Raw genomic sequence first — 21,001 nt, 5'->3', positions numbered from 1 at the left:
AGCAGGGGGCACCGCCATGGAGACACCGTTCAGCGTCCGCATCCGAACCCGCGCCTACGAGGTCGACCGGCAGGGCCATCTCAACCAAGCCGTCTACATGCAGTACGCGGAACACGCCCGCTGGCAGTTCCTGCAGGCCGCCGGACTCACCCCGGACGTCCTGGCCGAAGCCGGCATCGGCCCGGTACTGCTGAAGGCCACCGTACGGTTCCAGCGCGAACTGCTCGCCGGTGACGAGGTCGACGTGGGCTGCACCATCAGCGGCGGACGCGGCAAACTCGTCGAACTCACCCAGCCCTTCCTCACCCCCGGCAAGATCCCGGTCGCCCGCGTCGACGGTGTGATCGGACTGCTCGACCTGGCCACCCGCCGGCTCCTCCCCGACCCCCGCGCCACCCTGCGCGAACTGGCCAAGCAGCCCGCCGTACTCGGTCTCGACACCCCAGCAGAAAAGGAGTGACACCCCGCCCACCCTGCCCGTCCCGCCCATCCGCCCCCCGGCCGGGCACGGCGAAGCCGTGGCCGAACCTTTCCCGCACCTTTCCGCAAACACCGAAGCCCACTGCCATGCTCGAAGACCGGGCGGCGGCCGACCGGCCCCGCACCACCGCCACCTAAGCCACCGCCACTGCCGGCGTCCGGCCCGAAAGGAACGCAGCATGAGAAACCTGCAGACCGGCATGCTGCTCGCCGCCACCCTCTCCACCGGACTGATGGCCGGACTGTTCGCGGCCGTGTCCTATGCGGTCATGCCCGGTCTGGCCCGGTCCTCCGACCGCACCCTCATCGAGACGATGCAGGGCATCAATATCGCCATTCTCAACCCCTTCTTCATCCTCCCCTTCGTCGGCTCCATCCCCCTCCTCGGCGTGGCCGTCTATCTGGCCTGGCGGGGAGAGGGCCGGTCCGTACTGCCCTGGCTGATCGCCGCACTCGCCCTCTACCTGGCCGCCCTCGCGGTCACCGCCGCCGTCCACGTCCCCCTGAACATCCAGCTCGACGACGCGGGCGACCCCGCGAAGATCACCCAACTCGACCAGGTCCGCGCCGACTTCGAGGACAAATGGGTGGCCTGGAACACCGTCCGCGCCGTCCTGCACACCGCCGCCTTCGTCTGCCTGCTCTGGGCGCTGATCGGCTACGGCACCCACCGGTCGCAGGACAGCGGCAGCACCGAGAGCGCGCAGCAGTCCGCCGCACCCGCCTCCCTGACCGTCTGAACCGGACCCGGCCCGCCGTGGAAGCACCCGACCAGGAGAACGGAACCGGGCGGGGCGCCATCGCCCCGCCCGCCACGGACCCCGGCCCGGCCGCCTCCCCGGCTGCCTCCCCGGCTGCCTCCCCGGCTGCCTCCCCGGCCGTAGTTCCGGCCGTTCCTCCGGCCGGTGACGGACACCCGCTCACCACCCTGCACCTGCCCGGACTGACGGCCCTGACCGGCCGCGCCCACCGGCCCGACGGCACCGGCGCACCCGCCGAGGACATCTGGCGGGCCGTCATGTCACCCGCCGAACTGCAGCGGGCCGCCACCTACCGGCTCGCCACGGACCGCCGCCAGTTCCAGCACGCCCGGTGGCTGCTCCGCACCGCCCTCTCCCGCCTCGCCCCCGTCGCCCCCCGGGACTGGGAGTTCACCCTCTCCCCCCACGGCAAGCCCGCGATCCACCCCCGGTTCGGATCCGACATCGAGTTCAGCCTGTCGCACTCGGGCGGCCTGTGCCTGATCGCCCTCACCCGCGGCCGGCCGGTCGGCGCCGATATCCAGCACTGCGCCGCCCTGGACGGGCCGGAGAGCGTCGGACGCCTCGTCAGAAACAGCCTCTCGCCCCCCGAACGCGCCGGTATGGCACACCTGACCGGCCGGCGGCGGCGGGACGCCGTCGTACAGCTGTGGACGCTGAAAGAGGCCTACGCCAAGGCCGTGGGGCTCGGGCTGCGGCTGCCCTTCGGCGAGATCGCCTTCCGCCCCGGCGGCCCGACCGGCATCGCGCTGCAGCCCTCCGCCCGCATACCCGACCCCGGCCGGTGGGACTGCTACGCGCCGCCCGCCCCGGAGGGTTTCCGCATGGCGCTCTGCACGGCCCGCCCCGCCGCCGGCCGGTGACACCCGGACCGGGCACCGGGGAAGAGAGGCCTGCGGGTCAGGGGCGGACCAGGGGCAGCCGGGTCGAGACCGCCGTGCCGTAGCCGGGCTCCGACTCGACCGTGAGGGAACCGGCGACCCGCTCGGCACGCGACCGCATCCCTTCGAGCCCGAAACCACCCGTCCCGGTCCGCTTCGGCAGCCGCAGCGGGTCGAAACCCCGCCCGTTGTCGCGGACGTCCAGCGTCACCTCGCTGTCCATATAGGACAGCGTGACACCGACCCGGGACGCCCCCGCGTGCTTGGCCGCGTTCGTCAGGGCCTCCTGCGTGATCCGCAGCAGCGTGGCGGAGAGTTCGCTGTGCAGCTCCAGGGCCTCCCCGGCCAGGGTGAAGTCGGCGTACACACCGTGCTGGTCGGCCCACTGGGCCACCGACTTCCGCAGCGCCTGCGGGAGGGTGTCGTGGACCAGGCCCACCGGCGCCAGATTCTGCACCGAACGGCGCGCCTCGCCCAGACTGTGCCGGGCCAGGGCCGCGGCCCGCTCGACGTGCTCGTGCGCCGTCGCCGGATCCGCGGTGCCCGACACCACCTGGAGCTGGGCGATGATGCCCGTCATCCCCTGGGCGATGGTGTCGTGGATCTCCGCCGCCAGCCGCCGCCGCTCCTCCACGATGCCCGCCTCCCGCGCCTGGAGAAGAAGCTGCGCCTGGAGCGCGGCGTTCTCGTCGTGCGCCTTCTGCAGGGCGGTGTTGGTGCGCTCCAGCTCCCCGATGGTCGCGGCCCGGGCCGCGGACCGCTCCTCCTCGTGCTGGACGAAGTAACCGACCATCGTCAGCAGCGCGTTGTTGACCAGCAGCAGCCCGGCGAACAGCGCCCACTGCTCGGCGCGCGCGAAGGGCACCCCGCCGGCCTGGGCCGCGGCCAGCGGCAGGGAGGACGCGAACGCCCCGGCCCTGCGCCACCGCCGGTCGGCGATCAGCTCGTTGTTGTCGATGTAGCCCGTCGCCGCGTAGAACGCGAAGAACGGATTCAGCCAGGTGAGCACCACGCTCAGCGTCCAGCGCAGGGCGAAGTAGGCGGCCGAAACGGCGTCGGGACCCGTCCGCAGACGACGGGCCCTTCCCCACCACAGTTGCAGTACGAGAGCCGCGACGATCAGCACAACCGTGGCGATGCGTTCACCGCCGGCCGGCGTCAGCTCCGGCCTCGCCACCGACAGCAGGGTCCCGGTGGCGAGCAGCCAGTACGGATGCCACTTCAGGACGGTCGCCCAGTGCCGGTCGAGATCGGTGTCCGCCGTCGTCATGGTCCCAGTGTGCACGGTTGCGTCCTACTCCCACCGGAACCAGCGGACGGCGGCGGCCGAGGTGACCACGGCCCACACGGTGAGCACGATCAGATGCGACCAGGCGGGCCAGTCGCCCGCGGCGGCCTGGTCCAGGGCGCTGGCCGCGGCACCGAAGGGCGTGAACTCGACAATGTTGGCCAGGGCGTCCGGCATGGACCGGACCGGAATCCACAGCCCGGTGCAGAACAGCGCGGGGAAGTACACCGCGGTACCGATACCGGTCGCATGCTTGGCGGTCTTGGCCAGGGCCGCCACCAGGGCACCCATGGCGAGACTGGCCGCGGCGGCCAGCAGCAGCGCCAGCACGTACCCCGCGACCGCCTTCGGGAACGCCACGTCGTAGACGACCCGGCCGGCGATCAGACACAGCACCGCCGACAGCAGCGCCATCACACCGTTCAGCCACATCTGCGTGGACAGCAGGGTCGAGGGCCGCACCGGGGTCGTCGACATGCGCCGCAGGATGCCGAGTTCGCGGTAGCTGGTCAGGATCGGCGGGAAGATCTGCAGGGCGGCCGTGATCAGCGAGATCAGGACCACCACCGGCACATACAGGTCGATGACCCGCAGCCCGTCGAGATCCTCGTTGACCTCCCGGAACATCGGCACCAGGCCGAGGACCACCAGCAGGACGGGCGGGAAGACGATGGAGATGATGTTGGAGAGATCGCGCCGGTAGAGCGTGAACTCGGCCCGCAGCACGGCGACCCGCGCGGAGGGCCCGCCGGTGACGGTCGCCGGGGCCGTGGTCGTTGCCTGGTCGATCATGAAACTGCTCCTGTCGGGGGGTGGAACGGTCGGCGGGGCACTGCCGGTCACGCCTTCGTCAGGTCGATGAAGGCGTCGTCCAGCGTGGCGTCGGTGACCCGGAGCTGATACGCCCAGATATGGCTCTGGGCGAGAAGCGAGATGACCGCGTTGACGGTCTCGTCCGTTCCGCTGAGGGTGACCCGGCCGTCCTTGCTGTCGAAGGTCGCCTGCCCGGGCAGCGCGGCCAGGATCTCCTCGTTGATCGGCTGCGACGGAGTGAAGGAGATGACCGTCGACCCCGCCGAGCGGCCGATCAGACCTTCAGGGGTGTCCAGCGCGCCGACCCGCCCCTTGTTGATCACGGCGATCCGGTCGCACAGCCGCTGGGCCTCCTCCATGAAGTGCGTGACGAGGATGACGGTGACGCCGCTGTCGCGGACGTCTTCGATCAGCGACCAGGTGTCGCGGCGGGCCCGCGGGTCCAGGCCGGTGGTCAGCTCGTCGAGGATCACGACACGGGGGGAGCCGAGCAGGGCGAGCGCGATGAACAGCCGCTGCTTCTGCCCGCCGGACAGCATGCCGAAGCGGGTGTTCAGCTTCGCCGTCAGGCCCAGACGCTCGGCCAGCGGCCGCCAGTCCAGCGGGCGCGGGTAGAAAGCGGAGTACAGCTGGAGCGCCTCGCGCACGGTCAGCTTGGCCTGGAGCGCGCTCTCCTGGAGCTGGGCGCCGAGGACCTGGGTGACCTCGGCACGGTCGGCGATCGGGTCGAATCCCGCGACCCGGATGGTGCCGGAGTCGGGGACCCGCAGGCCCTCGATGCACTCGACCGAGGTGGTCTTGCCGGCGCCGTTCAGGCCGAGGATCCCGAAGATCTCGCCCTCCTCGACGGTGAAGGAGAGGCCGTCGACGACGGTCCGGCCGCCGTAGGCCTTGCGGAGGTCGCTGACTTCGACGATGGGCCCGCGGCCCGTCCTCGGCAGGTGCGTTGTGGTCATGAAAAGAGCTTCCCGCGGGCCGTCCCCCCGCCGCATCGCCCATCGCGCCAGAAGCGGAATCAGCCGATCGGTTGATCGCGGTACGACCCGCGGGACCGGCCCCGCGCCCCGCCGCACCGGGCCCGTACCCGCTGCCGGGCCCGGGTCCGGCAGCGGCGGTACGGCTCAGAGGGACCCGGCCGCCTCGGCGGCCAGCCGCTTCCGGTCGATCTTGCGGTTGGCGTTCAGGGGGAACTCCGCGACATGCCGGAACACCTTGGGCAGGACCGCCTCCGGCAGCCGCTCCGACAGCTCCCGGCGCAGCGCCGCCGCGGGCCTGCGCTCCCCGGTGTAGTAGACGACCAGCTCCAGCCCCCCGGCCGGAGCCGGACGGGTCACCGCCGCCGCGTTCCCCACCCCGGTGCACTGCCGTACGGCGTGATCGACCTCGGCCAGCTCGACCCGGAAGCCCTGGATCTGCACCTGGGCGTCCATCCGGCCGAGATAGACCAGCTCGCCGTCGTCCAGGCGCCGTACCCGGTCACCCGTCCGGTACCAGCGCCGGCCGTGACGTTCGAAGAAGCGGTCCGCGCCGTCCCCGGGGTCGAGATAACCGGGCGTCAGCTGCGGCCCGCTGATGCACAGATCACCCTCGGCCGCCGACTCCTGCTCCCCGTCGAGCAGCAGCAGCTCGTGCCCGGCGTGCAGCCGGCCGATCGGCACCACACCGTTCACCGCCCGGCGCGCCGAGGCCCCGGGCGACCAGCGGTGCCCGGTGATGGTGATGGTCAGCTCGGTCGGCCCGTACAGGTTCTCCACCCGGGACCCGGGCGCGGCCTCCTGCCAGGCGGCGGCGTCCGGGCACAGCAGCGCCTCTCCGGCGAACAGGCTCCACCGCAGCGTCGGCATCGCACCCGGCGCCAGACCGCCCATGCGCCGGGTGAACGCGATGGCACCGGGAACGGAGAACCACACCGTCATCCCCCGCTCGGCGACGAACGCCGGCAGATCCCGGTGGGCCGCCGGCGGCACCTCGTGCAGGGCCGCCCCGCTGCCCCAGGCACCGAACAGCTCGAACATCGCACAGTCGAAACCGAGCCCGAAGTACTGGGAGAACACATCGTCCGGACCGAAGTCGTAACGCTCGTCCAGCAGACGGAAGTAGTGCCCGTTGGCGCCGTGGGTCACCGGCACCCCCTTGGGGCGGCCGGTCGAACCGGAAGTGAACAGGACGTAGGCGGTGTCGGACGGCGCAACCGCGGCGGGCGCATCCAGCGCGGGCGCCGCGGCGCTGTCGTCCAGCACCGGCAGATCCACCCCGGCCGCCTCCAGGGCGGCCCGCCCCGCCCCGTCCGCGATCACCGTCGCGGCCCCGGCCGCCCGCAGCATGGAACGGGTGCGCCCGGCGGGGAACCGGGGGTTCAGCGGCACCACCGCCGCCCCCGCATACAGCGCCGCCAGGATCCCGGCGTACGCGGTCACGCCCTTGTCCGCCAGCACGGCCACCGTCTGCCGCTCCTGCCCGGCCCGGGCCGCCAGCGCCCCCGCCCGGCGCAGCGCCAGCTCGTGCAGTGCCTCGTAGGTCAGGCTCTCGCCGTCCACGCACACCGCCGTCCGGCCCGGCGCCAGCGCCAGGCCGCGCAGGAACCGCTCGTGCAGACCGTGTCCGGCCGTGGGTGTCTCGGTCATTTTCCTGGTCTCCGCGGAAGAATGGGGTGGCTAGGGGTGCCCGGCGGCACCGGGGCGCATTACGTTTGCCGCGAAGCCGCCTGTGATGTGAACAATGCCGTGAAAATGCAGAGGAAAAACGGAACGATAAAGGGGGATCCCTGATGTGGGACGAGCCGTTCGAGGTTCTGCTCCGCAAGCACCTTTCCCTGCTGGAGGCGGACGACGTCCTCACCGCCGAAACCAGCCTGAGGGATTTCGGCCTCGATTCCATGGGCGTGGTCGAGCTGCTGTCCTCGCTGGAGCGGACGTACGGTGTGCGCTTCGTCGACGACGCCCTGCACATCGACAACTTCGCCACCCCCGAGATCCTGTGGGACACGCTCCGCGCCATGCGCACCCCCGCCGGCTGACCCCCGCGGCGGCCGCGGGCCGGACGAACCCAGTAGCACTCAGCCGCACTCGGCCGCACTCGGACGGCCCGGCCGAACCCGGCCGGGCTCAGACGAACACGGAACGCCGCCGCGGCCGCATGGCCGTCTGCGGCTTCACGGCGACCACTTCGAACGCCCCGGTCATGATCTCCACCCGGCCCCACAGCGCGTCCTCGCCGGTGACATGAGCCTGCCGGACCCCCAGCGACCGGAGCGTGTCGACCACCATCGGCCACCGCACCGGCCGCACCGCCGCGTCCAGCAGCAGCTCCCTGACCCCCGCCGCCGTCTCCACCAGCGAACCGTCGTGGTCGGACACCAGCGGCACCCGCGGATCACCGAACGGGACCCCCGCCATCACCTCGGCCGCCATCTCCTCCCGCAGCGCACCGAACAGCGGCGAGTGCATCGGCGGCCGCATCACGTACAGCGGCAGCCCGCCGGCCGCCCGCAGCCTGCCCTGGAGCCGGTCCAGCACGCCCTCGCGCACCGACAGCATGTGGAAGTCGTGGTCGACCTGGCAGGCCACCTCGTTCCACTCGCCGCGCGCGTCCAGCTCCCCGCGGATCTCCGCCAGCACCTCGGCCGGCACCCGGGCGAAGGACTGCGTGACGACATCACGGTGCTCCCGGGCGAAGTAGGCCTCCGCACGGCGGCCCCACTCCGCGGTCACGAGCACCGCGTCCCCAAACGACAGCGCCCCGCACTGCACCGCGGCCGGCGTCCCCCCGAAACTGGCCCCCGCGCAGACGGCCGGCTGCACACCGCGCTCGGTGACGGCCCACTCGGCCAGCGCCAGACAGCCCACGAGATACGCGATCCGCGCCGGCTCGGGGAACGCGCCCCCCGCACCGCGGGCCTCCGCCTCCCGGTACCGGTCGATCAGGGGATACCCCAGCACCCGGTCCGCCTCGGCGACCAGCCTGCGCGCCACCGGATGGGCCGTCAGGAAACGCGCCGAATCGGCCAGCCGAACCGGCCCGATTCCGGGAAAGACAATCGCCGACTTTCCCTCCGACATTCTGCCTCCCGGGTTAGCCGAACTCTCCCGCGCATTTCGGTGAATACAGCGGACCGATCCGTATGCTGTCAATTTCCGGATAGTCTTGTGGCCGCCCCTCCCGAGGCATAACCCCTAAGGCCCCCTAACCGGCCGCCGGGTGATCGGCGGTTCTTGTCGTGAGCAAATGCGCTCTGTTAGAAACAGTCCGCTATTCGGTATCGGCAATCGGAAGGGTGGCGCATGAGCCCGTTCGGACCGCGTCCGCCCCGCGCGCACGCCTCCGTGGACAACCTCCGGACCCATCTCCTCGACGGAGCCCGGACGGCCCCCCACCGGCCCGCCGTGATCCAGGCCGCCCCCGGCGGCGGCCTGGAAACCGTCACCTACGGCGAACTCGCCGCGCGCACCGACCGCTGCGCCGACGCCCTCGACGACCTCGGGCTCGACGTCGGCGACCGGGTCGTCATCGAGTCGGACACCAGCGCCGACGCCGTCGCCACCCTCCTGGCCTGCGCCACCCTGGGACTGCCCTTCGTCCCCGTCAGCCCCGGGCTGCCGGACGAGCGCCTGCGCGCGGTCATCGACGGCGCCGGACCCGCGCTCTACCTCCAGGCGGAAGACGGCCGGCGCACCGGGATCCCCGAACCGGTCGGCACGGGCCGGTTCGGCCCCCACGGCCCGACCCTGGAACGCGCCCCCGCACCGCGCGGACCCCGCCGCCGCCGTACCGTGACACCCGTCGACACCGCCTACATCATCTTCACCTCCGGCACCACCGGCCGGCCCAAGGGCGTCACCATGAGCCACCGCGGCGTCGTCTCCTTCCTGCGCGGTGTGCAGGCCTCGGGCTTCCTCACCCCCCGGGACCGGGTCGCGAGCACCGCACCGCTCCAGTTCGACTTCGCCCTCTTCGACATCGGGTTCGCCCTCGGCCACGGCGCCGCGCTGGTCCCCGTACCCCGCGACCGGCTGAGCTGGCCGCGCCGCTTCCTGTCCTTCCTCCGCGAGACCGGGGCGACACAGATCGACGCCGTGCCCTCGCTGTGGCGGCCGGTCCTGCGCCACGAGCCCGGGATGCTGGCCGAACTGGGGGAGAGCGGCACCGTCCGCGGCGTCCTCTTCTCGGGAGAGGCGTTCCCCCCGGCCGAACTGCGCCACCTCCAGAAACTGCTGCCCGGCGCGGACTTCATCAATCTGTACGGCCCCACCGAGGTGATGGCGATCTCCGTCACCCGGCTGCCGAACCCGCTGCCCGCCGGTGCCGAACGCCTGTCGATCGGCACCGCGGTCCCCGGCGCCGAGATGACCCTGATCGGCCCCGACGGCCGCATCGTCGACGAGCCCGGCCGGATCGGCGAGATCCACGTCCGCAGCACCTCGCTGTTCAGCGGCTACTGGAACGACCCGCAGACCACCGCCGCCGCCCTCGTCCCCGACCCGCTCGACCGCGCATCGGGACGGCTGGTCCTGAAGACCGGCGACCTGGCGTCCCACGGACCGGACGGTGACCTGTACTTCCACGGCCGCGCCGACTCCCAGGTACAGATCCGCGGCAACCGGGTCGAACTCGGCGAGGTGGAAGGGCGCATCGCCGCCTTCCCCGGTATCACCGGCGCCGTCGCCGCCGTCCTGCCGCACCAGGACGGCGAACCGCGGCTCCATGTCTTCGTCACCCCGGCCCCCGGCAGCCCGGCACCGGACCCCAAGGAGATCGCCGCCTTCGTCCGCGCCGCGCTGCCCGCCTACATGGTCCCGCACCACCTGCACCCGGTGGACGCGTTCCCGCTGACCCCCAACGGCAAGGTCGACCGGGCGGCGCTGAGCGCCCTCGTACCGTCCTGACCCCCCCTTGCCCCTTTGCTGCCTTTGCCTGCTCTACCGCCTCACCTCCTTCACCCACACCGCACGCCCTCGCTAGGGAGTACGCCCATGACCGAGCACTCCAGGGCCGCGATGCTGGAACTGGTGCTGACGCAGACCGCCGAGGTCCTGCGCGCCGTCGACCCCGACGCCCACCCGGACACGATCACCGGCATGCCGGCCGACCGTCCCTTCCTCGCCATGGGCCTGGACTCCCTGGGACTGGTCCAGCTGCACCGGCGGCTCACCGCCGCACTGGGCGTCGAACTGCCCGTCACCGTCGGCTTCGACCACCCCACCCCCGAGGCCCTGGCCGCACATCTGGCCCGCCTCCTCCAGGACGGCACCCCCGGCGACCGGCCCGCCCACCCCGAAAACCAGCCCGCCCAGCCCGCCCCGCCCGGGCCCGGGACGTACGACGAACCGGTCGCGATCCTCGGCATCGGCTGCCGCTACCCCGGCGGCGTCACCTCGCCCGAGGACCTGTGGCGCCTGCTCGCCGAGGAGGTCCACACCCTCTCCGGCTTCCCCGACGACCGGGGCTGGGACCTGGAGCGCCTCTACGACCCCGACCCCGCGACCCCCGGCACCAGCTATGTACGGCACGGCGGATTCCTCCCCGACGCCGCCGACTTCGACGCCGACTTCTTCGGCATCAGCCCCAAGGAAGCCCACGCCATGGACCCCCAGCAGCGGCTGCTGCTGGAAACCTGCTGGGAGGCCGTCGAACGCGCCGGCATCGACCCGGCCCGGCTGCACGGCACCGGCTCCGGCGTGTTCATCGGCGTCGAACCCCACGAGTACGGGCCCCGCACCCATCTCGCCCCGGACGGCGCCGACGGCTACGTACTCCTGGGCAATCTGCCCAGCGTCGTCTCCGGCCGCGTCGCCTACACCCTCGGCCTCCAGGGCCCCGCACTCACCGTCGACACCGCCTGCTCCGGCTCCCTGACCGCCCTGCACCTGGCGGTGCGCTCCCTGCAGCGCGGCGAATGCCCGCTCGCCCTGGCCGGCGGTGTCACCGTCATCTCCAGCCCCGGAACGTTCACCACCTTCAGCCGGCAGCGCGGACTGGCACCCGACGGACGGATCAAGGCCTTCGCCGCCGCGGCCGACGGCACCAGCTTCGCCGAAGGCGCCGGCGTGTTCGTCCTGGCCCGCCTCTCCGACGCACTGCGCGACGGCCGGCCCGTGCTCGCCGTGATCCGCGGCAGCGCGGTCAACCAGGACGGCGCGTCCAACGGACTGGCCGCACCCAGCGGCCTCGCCCAGCAGCGCGTCATCCACCAGGCCCTCGCCGACGCCCGCCTCACCCCCGCCGAGGTCGACGCGGTCGAGGCACACGGCACCGGCACCACCCTCGGCGACCCCATCGAAGGCCGGGCCCTGATCGCCGCCTACGGGCCCGGACACTCACCCGACACCCCCCTGTGGCTGGGCTCGGTGAAATCCAACATCGGCCACACCGGCGCCGCCGCGGGCGCCGCGGGCATCATCAAAATGGTGATGGCGATGCGGAACGCCACCCTGCCCCGCACCCTGCACGTCGACGAGCCCACCCCGCACGTCGACTGGTCCGCCGGCACCGTACGGCTCACCACCGAACCCGTCCCCTGGCAGCCGGGGGAGAGGCCCCGCCGCGCCGGGATCTCCTCCTTCGGCGTCAGCGGCACCAACGCCCACGTCATCATCGAAGAACCCCCCGCCCCCGCCCCGCACCCCGAACCCCCGGCCCCCGGCCGCCCCCTGCCCGTCGTCCTGTCGGCCCGCACCGGCCCGGCCCTGGCCGAACAGGCCCGCCGCCTCGCCGCCACCGCGGCCGGCACCACCCCCCTGGACCTCGCCTACTCCACCGCCACCAGCCGCGCCGCCCTGCGCGAACGCGCCACCGTCGTCGCCGCCGACCGCACCGAACTCGTCCACGCCCTCACCGCCCTCGCCGACGGCACCCCCACCCCCGCAACGGCCCGCGGAACCACCCTGGCCACCGGCCGCACCGCCTTCCTCTTCACCGGCCAGGGCAGCCAGCGCCCCGGCACCGGCCGCGAACTCGCCCGCGCCTTCCCCGTCTTCGCCGAAGCCCTCCAGGAAGCCGCCGACCACCTCGACCTCCACCTCGAACACCCCCTGGGCGACGTCCTGTTCGCCGAACCCGGCTCACCCCGGGCCGCACTCCTGCACCACACCCACTACGCCCAGGCCGCGCTCTTCGCCCTCGAAACCGCCCTCTTCCGGCTCCTCACCTCCTGGGGCGTCACCCCCGGCCTCCTCACCGGACACTCCGTCGGCGAAATCGCCGCCGCCCACGCCGCGGGCGCCCTCACCCTCGCCGACGCGGCCCTCCTCGTCGGCGCCCGCGGCACCCTGATGCACGAACTCCCCACCACCGGCGCGATGGCCGCCGTCCAGGCCACCGAGGACGAAATCACCCCGCTCCTCACCGACCGGGTCGCCCTCGCCGCCGTCAACGGCCCCACCGCCGCCGTGGTCTCCGGCGACACCGACGCCGTCACCGCCCTCGCCGCCCACTTCGCCGCACAGGGCCGCAAAACCCGGCGCCTCAACGTCTCGCACGCCTTCCACTCCCCGCTGATGGACCCCATGCTCGACGCCTTCCGCCGCGTCGCCGAAACCCTCGACCACACCCCGCCGCGGATCCCCGTCGTCTCCACCCTCACCGGCGAAACCGTCACCGCCTTCGACGCCGACCACTGGGTACGCCACGTCCGCCGCCCCGTACGCTTCGCCGACGCCGTACGCCGCCTGGAAGCCCTCGGCACCACCACCTACCTGGAACTCGGGCCCGACGCCGTCCTGTCCGCGGCCGGCCGCTCCTGCCTCACCGACCAGGACGCCGACACCGCGTTCGCCCCCCTGCTGCGCGACGGCCACGGCGAGGAGCGGCAGACCGTCACCGCCCTCGGCCTGGCCCACGCCCGCGGCACCACCGTCGACTGGGAACGCTTCTTCGCCGGACGCGGAGCCCGCCGCACCGCCCTGCCCACCTACCCCTTCCAGCGCAAGCGGTACTGGCTGAACCCCGAACCCGCCCCCACCACCGGCAGCCACCCCCTGCTCGACACCACCGTCGGCCTCGCCGGCACCGGGGCCCTGGTCCTCACCGGCCGGCTCTCCACCCGCTCCCACCCCTGGCTGGCCGACCACGTCATCGCCGGCACCGTGCTCCTGCCCGGCACCGCCCTGGTCGAACTCGCCGTCCGCGCCGGCGACGAAGCGGGCTGCAGTGTGCTGGAGGAACTCACCCTCCAAGCCCCCCTGCCGCTCACCGGCGAATCCACCGACATCCAGGTCACCGTCGGACCCCCCGACGAGACCGGCCGCCGCCCGGTGGACATCCACGCCCGCCCCACCGGCGGCGAAACCCCCTGGGAACGGCACGCCACCGGCCTCCTCACCGCCACCGCGGCGACCGCACCCGCACCCGCCCCGGCCGCCCACACCTCCTGGCCCCCGCCCGGCGCCCTCCCCGTCGACATCGACGACCTCTACGAACAGCAGGCCGCCCAGGGATACGCCTACGGGCCCGCGTTCCGCCGCGTCCGCGCCGCCTGGCGCCTGGGCGACGAAGTCTTCGCCGACGTCACCACCGACCCCACAGACCTCACGGGTGCTGCGGCGGCCGAACGCTTCGGCCTCCACCCCGCCCTCCTCGACGCCGCCCTGCACGCCGTCCCCGCCCCCGACGCCGACGACGCCGTCACCGCGGTACGGCTCCCCTTCGCCTGGCTCGGGGTCGAACTCCACGCCTCCGGTGCCACCGAGGTCCGCGCCCACATCACCCCCGCCGGCCCCGACACCCTCACCATCCGCCTCACCGACCCCGACGGCGCCCCGGTCGCCACCGTCCGCTCCCTCGTCCAGCGGCCCGTACCCCGCACCGGCCTGCCCGCCACCCGCAAGCGGGCCGGCACCCTGCTCCACCTCACCCGCACCGAAATCCAGCCCCCGCCCCAGCCCGACCCCGGCACCCATGTCCTGGCACACCTCCCCGCCTTCCCCGGCACACCCCCCGAGGCCGCCCGCGCCGCCACCCTCCACGCCCTGGAACTCGTCCAGAACGCCCTGCGCGACGAAACCCCCCTCCTCGCCCTCGTCACCCGCGACCCCGCCGGCGACCCCGCAACCGCCGCCGCCCACGCCCTGATCCGCGCCGCCCAGGCCGAACACCCCGGCCGGTTCACCCTCCTCGACACCGACCACGAACGGCCCGAACCCGATCTGCGCACCGCCCTGGCCTGCAACGAACCCCATATTTCCCTGCGCGGCAACACCCTCTGCGCCCCCCGCCTCGCCCCGGCCCCCACCCCCGGCCCGACACCCCCCGCCCCCTTCGACCCGCAGGGCACCGTACTGATCACCGGCGGCACCGGCGGCCTCGGCGGCCTCGTCGCCCGGCACCTCGCGACCCGCCACGGCGTCCGGCACCTGCAGCTCACCGGCCGCCGCGGCGCCGACACCCCCGGCGCCGCACACCTGGCCGCCGAACTCGCCGCCCACGGCACGGCGACGACCATCACCGCCTGCGACGCCGCCGACCGCACCGCCCTCGCCACCCTGCTGGACACCGTCCCCGCCGCCCACCCCCTCACCGCCGTCGTCCACACCGCGGGCGTCGTCGACGACGGACTCACCACCACCCTCACCCCCCAACAGATCCACACCGTCTTCCACGGCAAAGCCGACGGCGCCTGGCACCTGCACGAACTCACCCGCGACCGCCCGCTCGCCGCATTCCTCCTCTTCTCCTCCGCCGCCGGAACCCTGGAAGCCGCCGGACAGGGCAACTACGCCGCCGCCAACGCCTTCCTCGACGCCCTCGCCGAACACCGCGCCGCCCACGGGCTGCCCGCCACCTCCCTGGCCTGGAACCTGTGGGCCGGCAACGCCGGCATGGGCGCCCGCCTCGACGAACTCACCCTCCGCCGCACCGCCCGCTCCGGACTCCCCGCCCTGACCGCCGAGGACAACCTCGCCCTCCTCGACCAGGCCCTCACCACCACCACCCCCACCCTGATACCCCTGCACATCGACGCCCCCGCACTCCGCGCCCGCCCCCAGGGCATCCCACCCCTCCTGCACGGCCTCGTCCGCCCGCCCGCCCACCGCACCACCACCGGCCCCGCCACCGCAGGCACCCTCGCACAGCAACTGGCCGGACGGCCCGACGCCGAACAGGAACGCATCGTCCTGACCCTGGTACGCAGCCGGATCGCGGCCGTCCTCGGCCACGACGACGCCACCGCCATCGACCCCCGCACCGCCTTCACCGAACTCGGCTTCGACTCCCTGGCCGCCGTCGAACTGCGCACCGCACTCGGCCCGGCCACCGGACTCCGCCTCACCTCCACCCTCGTCTTCGACCACCCCACCCCCCAGGCACTCGCCCGCCACCTCCTCGACACCGCCCGCGGCACCGGCCCCGCCACCCCGCCCCGCCCCGCCGCCCGCCCCGCCGACGGCAGCACCGACGGCACCGATGACCCCATCGCCATTGTGGCCATGGCCTGCCGCTACCCCGGAGGCATCACCACCCCCCAGGAACTGTGGCAGCTCGTCGCCGAAGGCACCGACGCCATCACCCCCTTCCCCACCGACCGGGGCTGGCCCACCGACGAGATCTACGACCCCGAACCCGGCCGCCACGGCCGCACCTCCACCCACCACGGCGGCTTCCTCCACGACGCCGCCGCATTCGACCCCGCCTTCTTCAACATCAGCCCCAAAGAAGCCCAGGTCATGGACCCCCAGCAGCGCCTCCTGCTGGAACTCGCCTGGGAAACCCTCGAACGCGGCGCCATCGACCCGCACTCCCTCAAAGGCAGCGACACCGGCGTCTTCACCGGCGTCATGTACCACGACTGGGCCCCCCGCACCGCCGACGTCCCCGAAGACCTCGCCGGCTTCGCCGGCCGCGGCGGCATGGGCAGCGTCGCCTCCGGCCGCGTCTCCTACACCCTCGGCCTCGAAGGCCCCGCCGTCACCGTCGACACCGCCTGCTCGTCATCGCTGGTCGCCCTCCACTGGGCGGCCCAGGCCCTGCGCTCCGGCGAATGCACCCTCGCCCTCGCCGGCGGCGTCACCGTCATGGCCACCCCCGAAACCTTCATCGAGATGAGCCTCCAGCGCGGACTGGCCCCCGACGGCCGCTGCAAGGCCTTCGGCGCCGGAGCCGACGGCACCGGCTGGGCCGAAGGCGCCGGACTGCTGCTCCTGGAACGCCTCTCCGACGCCCGCCGCAACAACCACCCCGTCCTCGCCGTCATCCGCGGCAGCGCCGTCAACCAGGACGGCGCCTCCAACGGCCTCACCGCCCCCAACGGCCCCGCCCAGCAGCGCGTCATCCGGCAGGCCCTGACCCACGCCGGCCTCACCCCGGCCGACGTCGACGTCGTCGAAGGCCACGGCACCGGCACCACCCTCGGCGACCCCATCGAAGCCCAGGCCCTGATGGCCACCTACGGCCAGGACCGCCCCGACGACACCCCGCTGTGGCTCGGGTCCGTCAAATCCAACCTCGGACACACCCAGGCCGCCGCCGGAGTCGCCGGCGTCATCAAAATGGTGATGGCGATGCGGAACGCCACCCTGCCCCGCACCCTCCACGCCGACACCCCCTCCCCCCACATCGACTGGACCGAGGGCAACGTCCGCCTCCTCGACCAGGCCCGGACCTGGACCACCGGCGAGAGGCCCCGCCGGGCCGGCATCTCCTCCTTCGGCGTCAGCGGCACCAACGCCCACGTCGTCATCGAAGAACCGCCCACCACCCCCGAACCCCCCCGCGGCCCCCGGCCCCCCGCCCTCGCCCTGCCCCTGTCGGCCGACACCCCCGCCGCCCTCACCGCCCAGGCCACCCGGCTCGCCGCCCATCTGCGCGACCACCCCGGCACCGACGAACTCGACATCGCCGCCGGCCTGGCCCGGGGCCGCGCCGCCCTCAAACACCGCGCCGTCGTCGTCGACACCGACCGCACCGCCCTCCTCGCCGGCCTCGACGCACTGGCCACCACCACCGCCTCCGCCGCCGTCACCACCGGCGAAGCCCGCGGCGACGGACGCCCCGTCTTCGTCTTCCCCGGACAGGGCTCCCAGTGGCCCGGCATGGGCACCGAACTCCTCCAGCACTCGCCCGCGTTCGCCGACCGGCTCACCGCATGCGCCCGGGCCCTCGAACCCCACACCGGCTGGAACCTCCTCGACGTCCTGCACGGCACCCCGGGCACCCCGCCCCTCGACGACGTCGACACCGTCCAGCCCGCCCTGTGGGCCGTCATGGTCTCCCTCGCCGAAGCCTGGCGCGCCGCCGGCGTCGAACCGGCCGCCGTCATCGGCCACTCCCAGGGCGAGATCGCCGCCGCCTGCGTCGCCGGAGCCCTCACCCTGGACCAGGGCGCCCTCGTCGTCGCCCGCCGCAGCCAGGCCATCCGCGACCACCTCGCCGGCCACGGCGGCATGCTCTCCGTCGCCCTGCCCGCCGACCGCATCCGCGAACACCTCGACGCCGCCCCCGACGGCCTGCTCCACCTCGCCGCCGTCAACAGCCCCCGCTCCGTCGTCGTCTCCGGCGCCCCCGACGCCCTCGAAACCCTCCGCACCCGCCTCGACGCCGACGGCATCCAGACCCGCCGCATCCCCGTCGACTACGCCTCCCACTCCGCCTTCGTCACCGAAGCCCGCGACCGCATCCTCACCGAACTCACCGGCCTCACCCCCCGCACCTCCGACATCCCCTTCTACTCCACCGTCACCGCAGGCCCCCTCGACACCACCGGCCTCGACGCCGAGTACTGGTACACCAACCTGCGCCGGACCGTCCGCTTCGAAGAGACCACCCGCGCCCTCCTCACCGACGGCTACGGCCTCTTCATCGAAACCAGCCCGCACCCCGGCATGCTCGTCGGACTCGGCGAAACCGCCGAAGCAGCCGGCACCCCCGCCGCCCTCGTCGGCACCCTGCGCCGCAACTCCGGCGGCCCCCGCACCTTCCTCACCTCCCTCGCCGAGGCCTACACCCACAACGCCCCCGTCGACTGGACCACCCACCTCACCGGCACCGGCGCCCGCCACACCGACCTGCCCACCTACCCCTTCCAGCGCCGCCCCTACTGGCTCACCGCCCAAAAGCCCGCCGGCGACGCCTCCCGCAACGGACAGACCGCCACCCGCCACCCCCTCCTCGGCGCCGCCGTCCCCGTCGCCGGCACCGGCACCCTCCTGCTCACCGGCCGCCTGTCGGCCTCCGACCAGCCCTGGCTCGCCGACCACGTCGTCGACGGCAACATCGTCTTCCCCGGCACCGGCTTCCTCGAACTCGCCGTCCGGGCCGGCGACGAAGCCGGCCGCGGAGCCGTCCAGGACCTCACCCTCCACACCCCCCTCGTCCTCCCGGCAGGCGCCGCCGCCGCCGTCCAGGTCCATATCGCCGCCGATCTGCGCACCATCGAGATCCACTCCCGGCCCGACGGCGCCCCCGCCAACGCCCCCTGGACCCGCCACGCCGAAGGCACCCTCACCGACACCCGCCCCGAACCCGCCCCCGAAACCACCACCTGGCCCCCGCCCGGCGCCCAACCGGTCGACCTCACCGGCTTCTACGACCGCCTCACCGACCAGCACCTCGCCTACGGACCCGCGTTCCGGGGACTGCGCGCAGCCTGGCGCTCCGGCCCCGACACCGTCTACGCCGACATCGCCCTCCCCGACCCCACGGCCGCCCAGGCCCCGCAGTTCGCCCTGCACCCCGCCGCCCTCGACGCGGCCCTCCACGCCACCGCACTCTTCGACACCACCCCCGGCCCCACCACCCTCCCCTTCGCCTGGACCGGCGTCGACCTCCACGCCTCCGGCGCCGCCGCCCTCAGACTGCGCATGACCCGCCGCGGCGACAACGAGGTCACCCTGCACCTCGCCGACACCCACGGCCGCCCCGTCGCCTCCGTCGACTCCCTCGTCCTGCGCCCCCTCGCCCCCACCGCAGGCCGGCCTGCCCCCACCACCCACGACGCCCTCTTCGCCCTCGAATGGATCCCCGCCGCCCCCGGCAACACCCCCGCACCCAGCCCCTCGCACACCACCGTCCACCACTGCACCGGCGGTACGACCGCGGCCGCGGTCCACACCCAGACCGCCGCCGCCCTCGCCCGCCTCCAGTCCTGGCTCGCGGACGACCAGCCCGACACCGCCACCCTCACCATCGTCACCCGCGGCGCCGTGTCCGTGACCGGCGAAGACATCACCGACCTCGCCGGCGCCGCCGTCTGGGGCCTGGCCCGCAGCGCCCAGACCGAGAACCCCGGCCGGATCGTCCTGATCGACCTGGACCCCGACGGCCCCGCACCCGGACCCGGCCCGACCGGCACCGACCCCCTCCTCGCCCCGGCCCTCGCCACCGGCGAACCCCAGATCGCGATCCGCTCCCACACCCCCCACCGCCCCCGCCTGTCCCGCGTCACCACCGACCGGCCCACCACGGCCGCCCCCGCCTTCGGCGAGCGGCCCGGCACCGTCCTGATCACCGGCGGCACCGGCACCCTCGGCGGACTCGTCGCCCGCCACCTCGCCACCACCCACAACGTCACCGACCTGCTGCTCACCAGCCGCCGCGGCCCCGAAGCCACCGGAACCGCCGCCCTCGCCGCCGAACTCGCCGCACACGGCGCCGGCGTCGAAGTACTCGCCGGCGACGCCTCCGACCGCGCCGCACTGGCCGCCACCCTCACCGGCCGCACCCTCACCGGAGTCGTCCACACCGCGGGCGTCCTCGACGACGGCACCCTCGCCTCCCTCACCGGCGAACGCATGGCCGCCGTCCTGCGGCCCAAGGTCGACGCCGCCGTCAACCTCCACGACCTCACCGCAGGCCACCCCCTCACCGCCTTCGTCCTCTTCTCCTCCGCCGCCGGCGTCACCGGCGGCGGCGGCCAGGGCAACTACGCCGCCGCCAACACCTTCCTGGACGGCCTGGCCGCACACCGGCGCGCCCGCGGACTGCCCGCACAGTCACTGGCCTGGGGCATGTGGGAACAGGCCAGCGGCATGACCGGCACCCTCAACGCCGCCGACCTGTCCGCCCAGCGCCGCGACGGCGTCCTGCCCCTGCCCACCGGCCAGGCCCTGGCCCTGATGGACGCCGCCGGCGCACTCGACCTCCCGCTCGCCGTGCCGATCCTGCTCGACCTCACCGGAATCGGCCGCCCCGACCTGCCCTACCTTCTGCGCGATCTGGTACGCGGCCCGGCCCGCCGGACCGTCGACACCGCCGCCGCACCTCCCGAGCCCGCCGAGAGCATCCGCGAACGGCTGGCCCGCCTGCGCCCGGCCCGCCGCGAACAGACCCTGCTGGAACTGGTCCGTACCCACGCGGCCTCCACCCTCGGCTACGCCGGCCCGGCGGACGTCGACCCCGGACAGTCCTTCCGCGATATGGGCTTCGACTCCCTCGCCGCCGTCCGGCTCCGCAACAGCCTCGGCGAGGAAGTCGGCGAACGCCTCCCCGCGACCCTGGTCTTCGACCACCCCAACCCGGTCGACCTCACCCGGCATCTGCTGGAGGAGATGGGATTCACCGGCCAGGACCCGGACGGGGAAACCGGCGCGCCCCCGGCCGCGGACGACGGGAAGGGATTCGCGGACCGGGCGGCGGAGATCGAGGGAATGAGCCTGGACGACCTGCTGCGGGCCGCCCGCCGCCCCGTCGACCCGCAACAGCCGGAATAACCAGAGCAACCAGAGCAACCTGAAAAACCAGAGCAACCTGAACAGCCGGATATCCGGTACGGCCGGATATCCGCAACAAGGGGACCGAACCGCCCCTGCCCTCCGCCGCCCGGGACCACCGAAACCGGGCGGCGGACCCCT

At 73.7% G+C, this 21,001-nt stretch carries 11 protein-coding genes; 6 read left to right on the top strand and 5 right to left on the bottom strand.

Annotated features, from left to right (window positions below; all coding sequences use genetic code 11):
- Positions 1-16: 16 nt before the first annotated feature.
- The 3 genes from B7R87_RS00350 (at position 17) to B7R87_RS00340 (ending at position 2,104) form a co-directional block, all read left to right on the top strand.
- Complete coding sequence (locus B7R87_RS00350; RefSeq protein WP_006344653.1) at positions 17-460, top strand: acyl-CoA thioesterase; 444 nt, start codon at positions 17-19, stop codon at positions 458-460.
- Positions 461-659: 199 nt separating this feature from the next.
- Entirely contained in the window at positions 660-1,220 is a 561-nt protein-coding gene (locus B7R87_RS00345; RefSeq protein WP_006344652.1) for an anthrone oxygenase family protein, read from the top strand.
- 17 nt (positions 1,221-1,237) lie between these two features.
- On the top strand, positions 1,238-2,104 hold the full coding sequence (locus B7R87_RS00340; RefSeq protein WP_006344651.1) for a 4'-phosphopantetheinyl transferase family protein: 867 nt from the start codon (positions 1,238-1,240) through the stop codon (positions 2,102-2,104).
- A 37-nt stretch (positions 2,105-2,141) separates the two neighbouring features.
- Here the strand turns inward: B7R87_RS00340 and B7R87_RS00335 are convergent, their stop codons facing one another.
- The 4 genes from B7R87_RS00335 to B7R87_RS00320 all read right to left on the bottom strand — a co-directional run bounded on the left by B7R87_RS00335 (position 2,142) and on the right by B7R87_RS00320 (position 6,847).
- Entirely contained in the window at positions 2,142-3,392 is a 1,251-nt protein-coding gene (locus B7R87_RS00335; protein WP_006344650.1) for a sensor histidine kinase, read from the bottom strand.
- 24 nt (positions 3,393-3,416) lie between these two features.
- Entirely contained in the window at positions 3,417-4,202 is a 786-nt protein-coding gene (locus B7R87_RS00330; protein WP_006344649.1) for an ABC transporter permease, read from the bottom strand.
- A 47-nt stretch (positions 4,203-4,249) separates the two neighbouring features.
- Entirely contained in the window at positions 4,250-5,179 is a 930-nt protein-coding gene (locus B7R87_RS00325; RefSeq protein WP_006344648.1) for an ABC transporter ATP-binding protein, read from the bottom strand.
- 165 nt (positions 5,180-5,344) lie between these two features.
- On the bottom strand, positions 5,345-6,847 hold the full coding sequence (locus B7R87_RS00320; RefSeq protein WP_006344647.1) for an amino acid adenylation domain-containing protein: 1,503 nt from the start codon (positions 6,845-6,847) through the stop codon (positions 5,345-5,347).
- A 143-nt stretch (positions 6,848-6,990) separates the two neighbouring features.
- On the opposite strand from B7R87_RS00320, the gene B7R87_RS00315 reads away from it, so the two are divergent.
- A complete protein-coding gene (locus tag B7R87_RS00315; RefSeq protein ID WP_006344646.1) occupies positions 6,991-7,239 on the top strand; it encodes an acyl carrier protein in 249 nt (82 codons plus the stop codon).
- Between the two features lie 88 nt (positions 7,240-7,327).
- Here the strand turns inward: B7R87_RS00315 and B7R87_RS00310 are convergent, their stop codons facing one another.
- On the bottom strand, positions 7,328-8,281 hold the full coding sequence (locus B7R87_RS00310; RefSeq protein WP_006344645.1) for an ACP S-malonyltransferase: 954 nt from the start codon (positions 8,279-8,281) through the stop codon (positions 7,328-7,330).
- Between the two features lie 222 nt (positions 8,282-8,503).
- On the opposite strand from B7R87_RS00310, the gene B7R87_RS00305 reads away from it, so the two are divergent.
- Together B7R87_RS00305 and B7R87_RS34015 are read left to right on the top strand one after the other, a co-directional pair.
- Complete coding sequence (locus B7R87_RS00305; protein ID WP_006344644.1) at positions 8,504-10,105, top strand: AMP-binding protein; 1,602 nt, start codon at positions 8,504-8,506, stop codon at positions 10,103-10,105.
- A gap of 87 nt (positions 10,106-10,192) precedes the next feature.
- The gene (locus B7R87_RS34015; protein WP_130585370.1) at positions 10,193-20,860 is read left to right on the top strand and encodes a type I polyketide synthase; all 10,668 of its coding nucleotides are present in this window, start codon (positions 10,193-10,195) and stop codon (positions 20,858-20,860) included.
- The last annotated feature ends 141 nt before the right edge of the window (positions 20,861-21,001 follow it).

It is taken from the genome of Streptomyces tsukubensis, from assembly GCF_003932715.1.
In the GTDB taxonomy this organism is placed as follows: Bacteria; Actinomycetota; Actinomycetes; order Streptomycetales; family Streptomycetaceae; genus Streptomyces; species Streptomyces tsukubensis.
The sequence above is the reverse complement of the archived record's forward strand: the minus strand, read 5'-3'. Positions and strand labels throughout refer to the sequence as shown.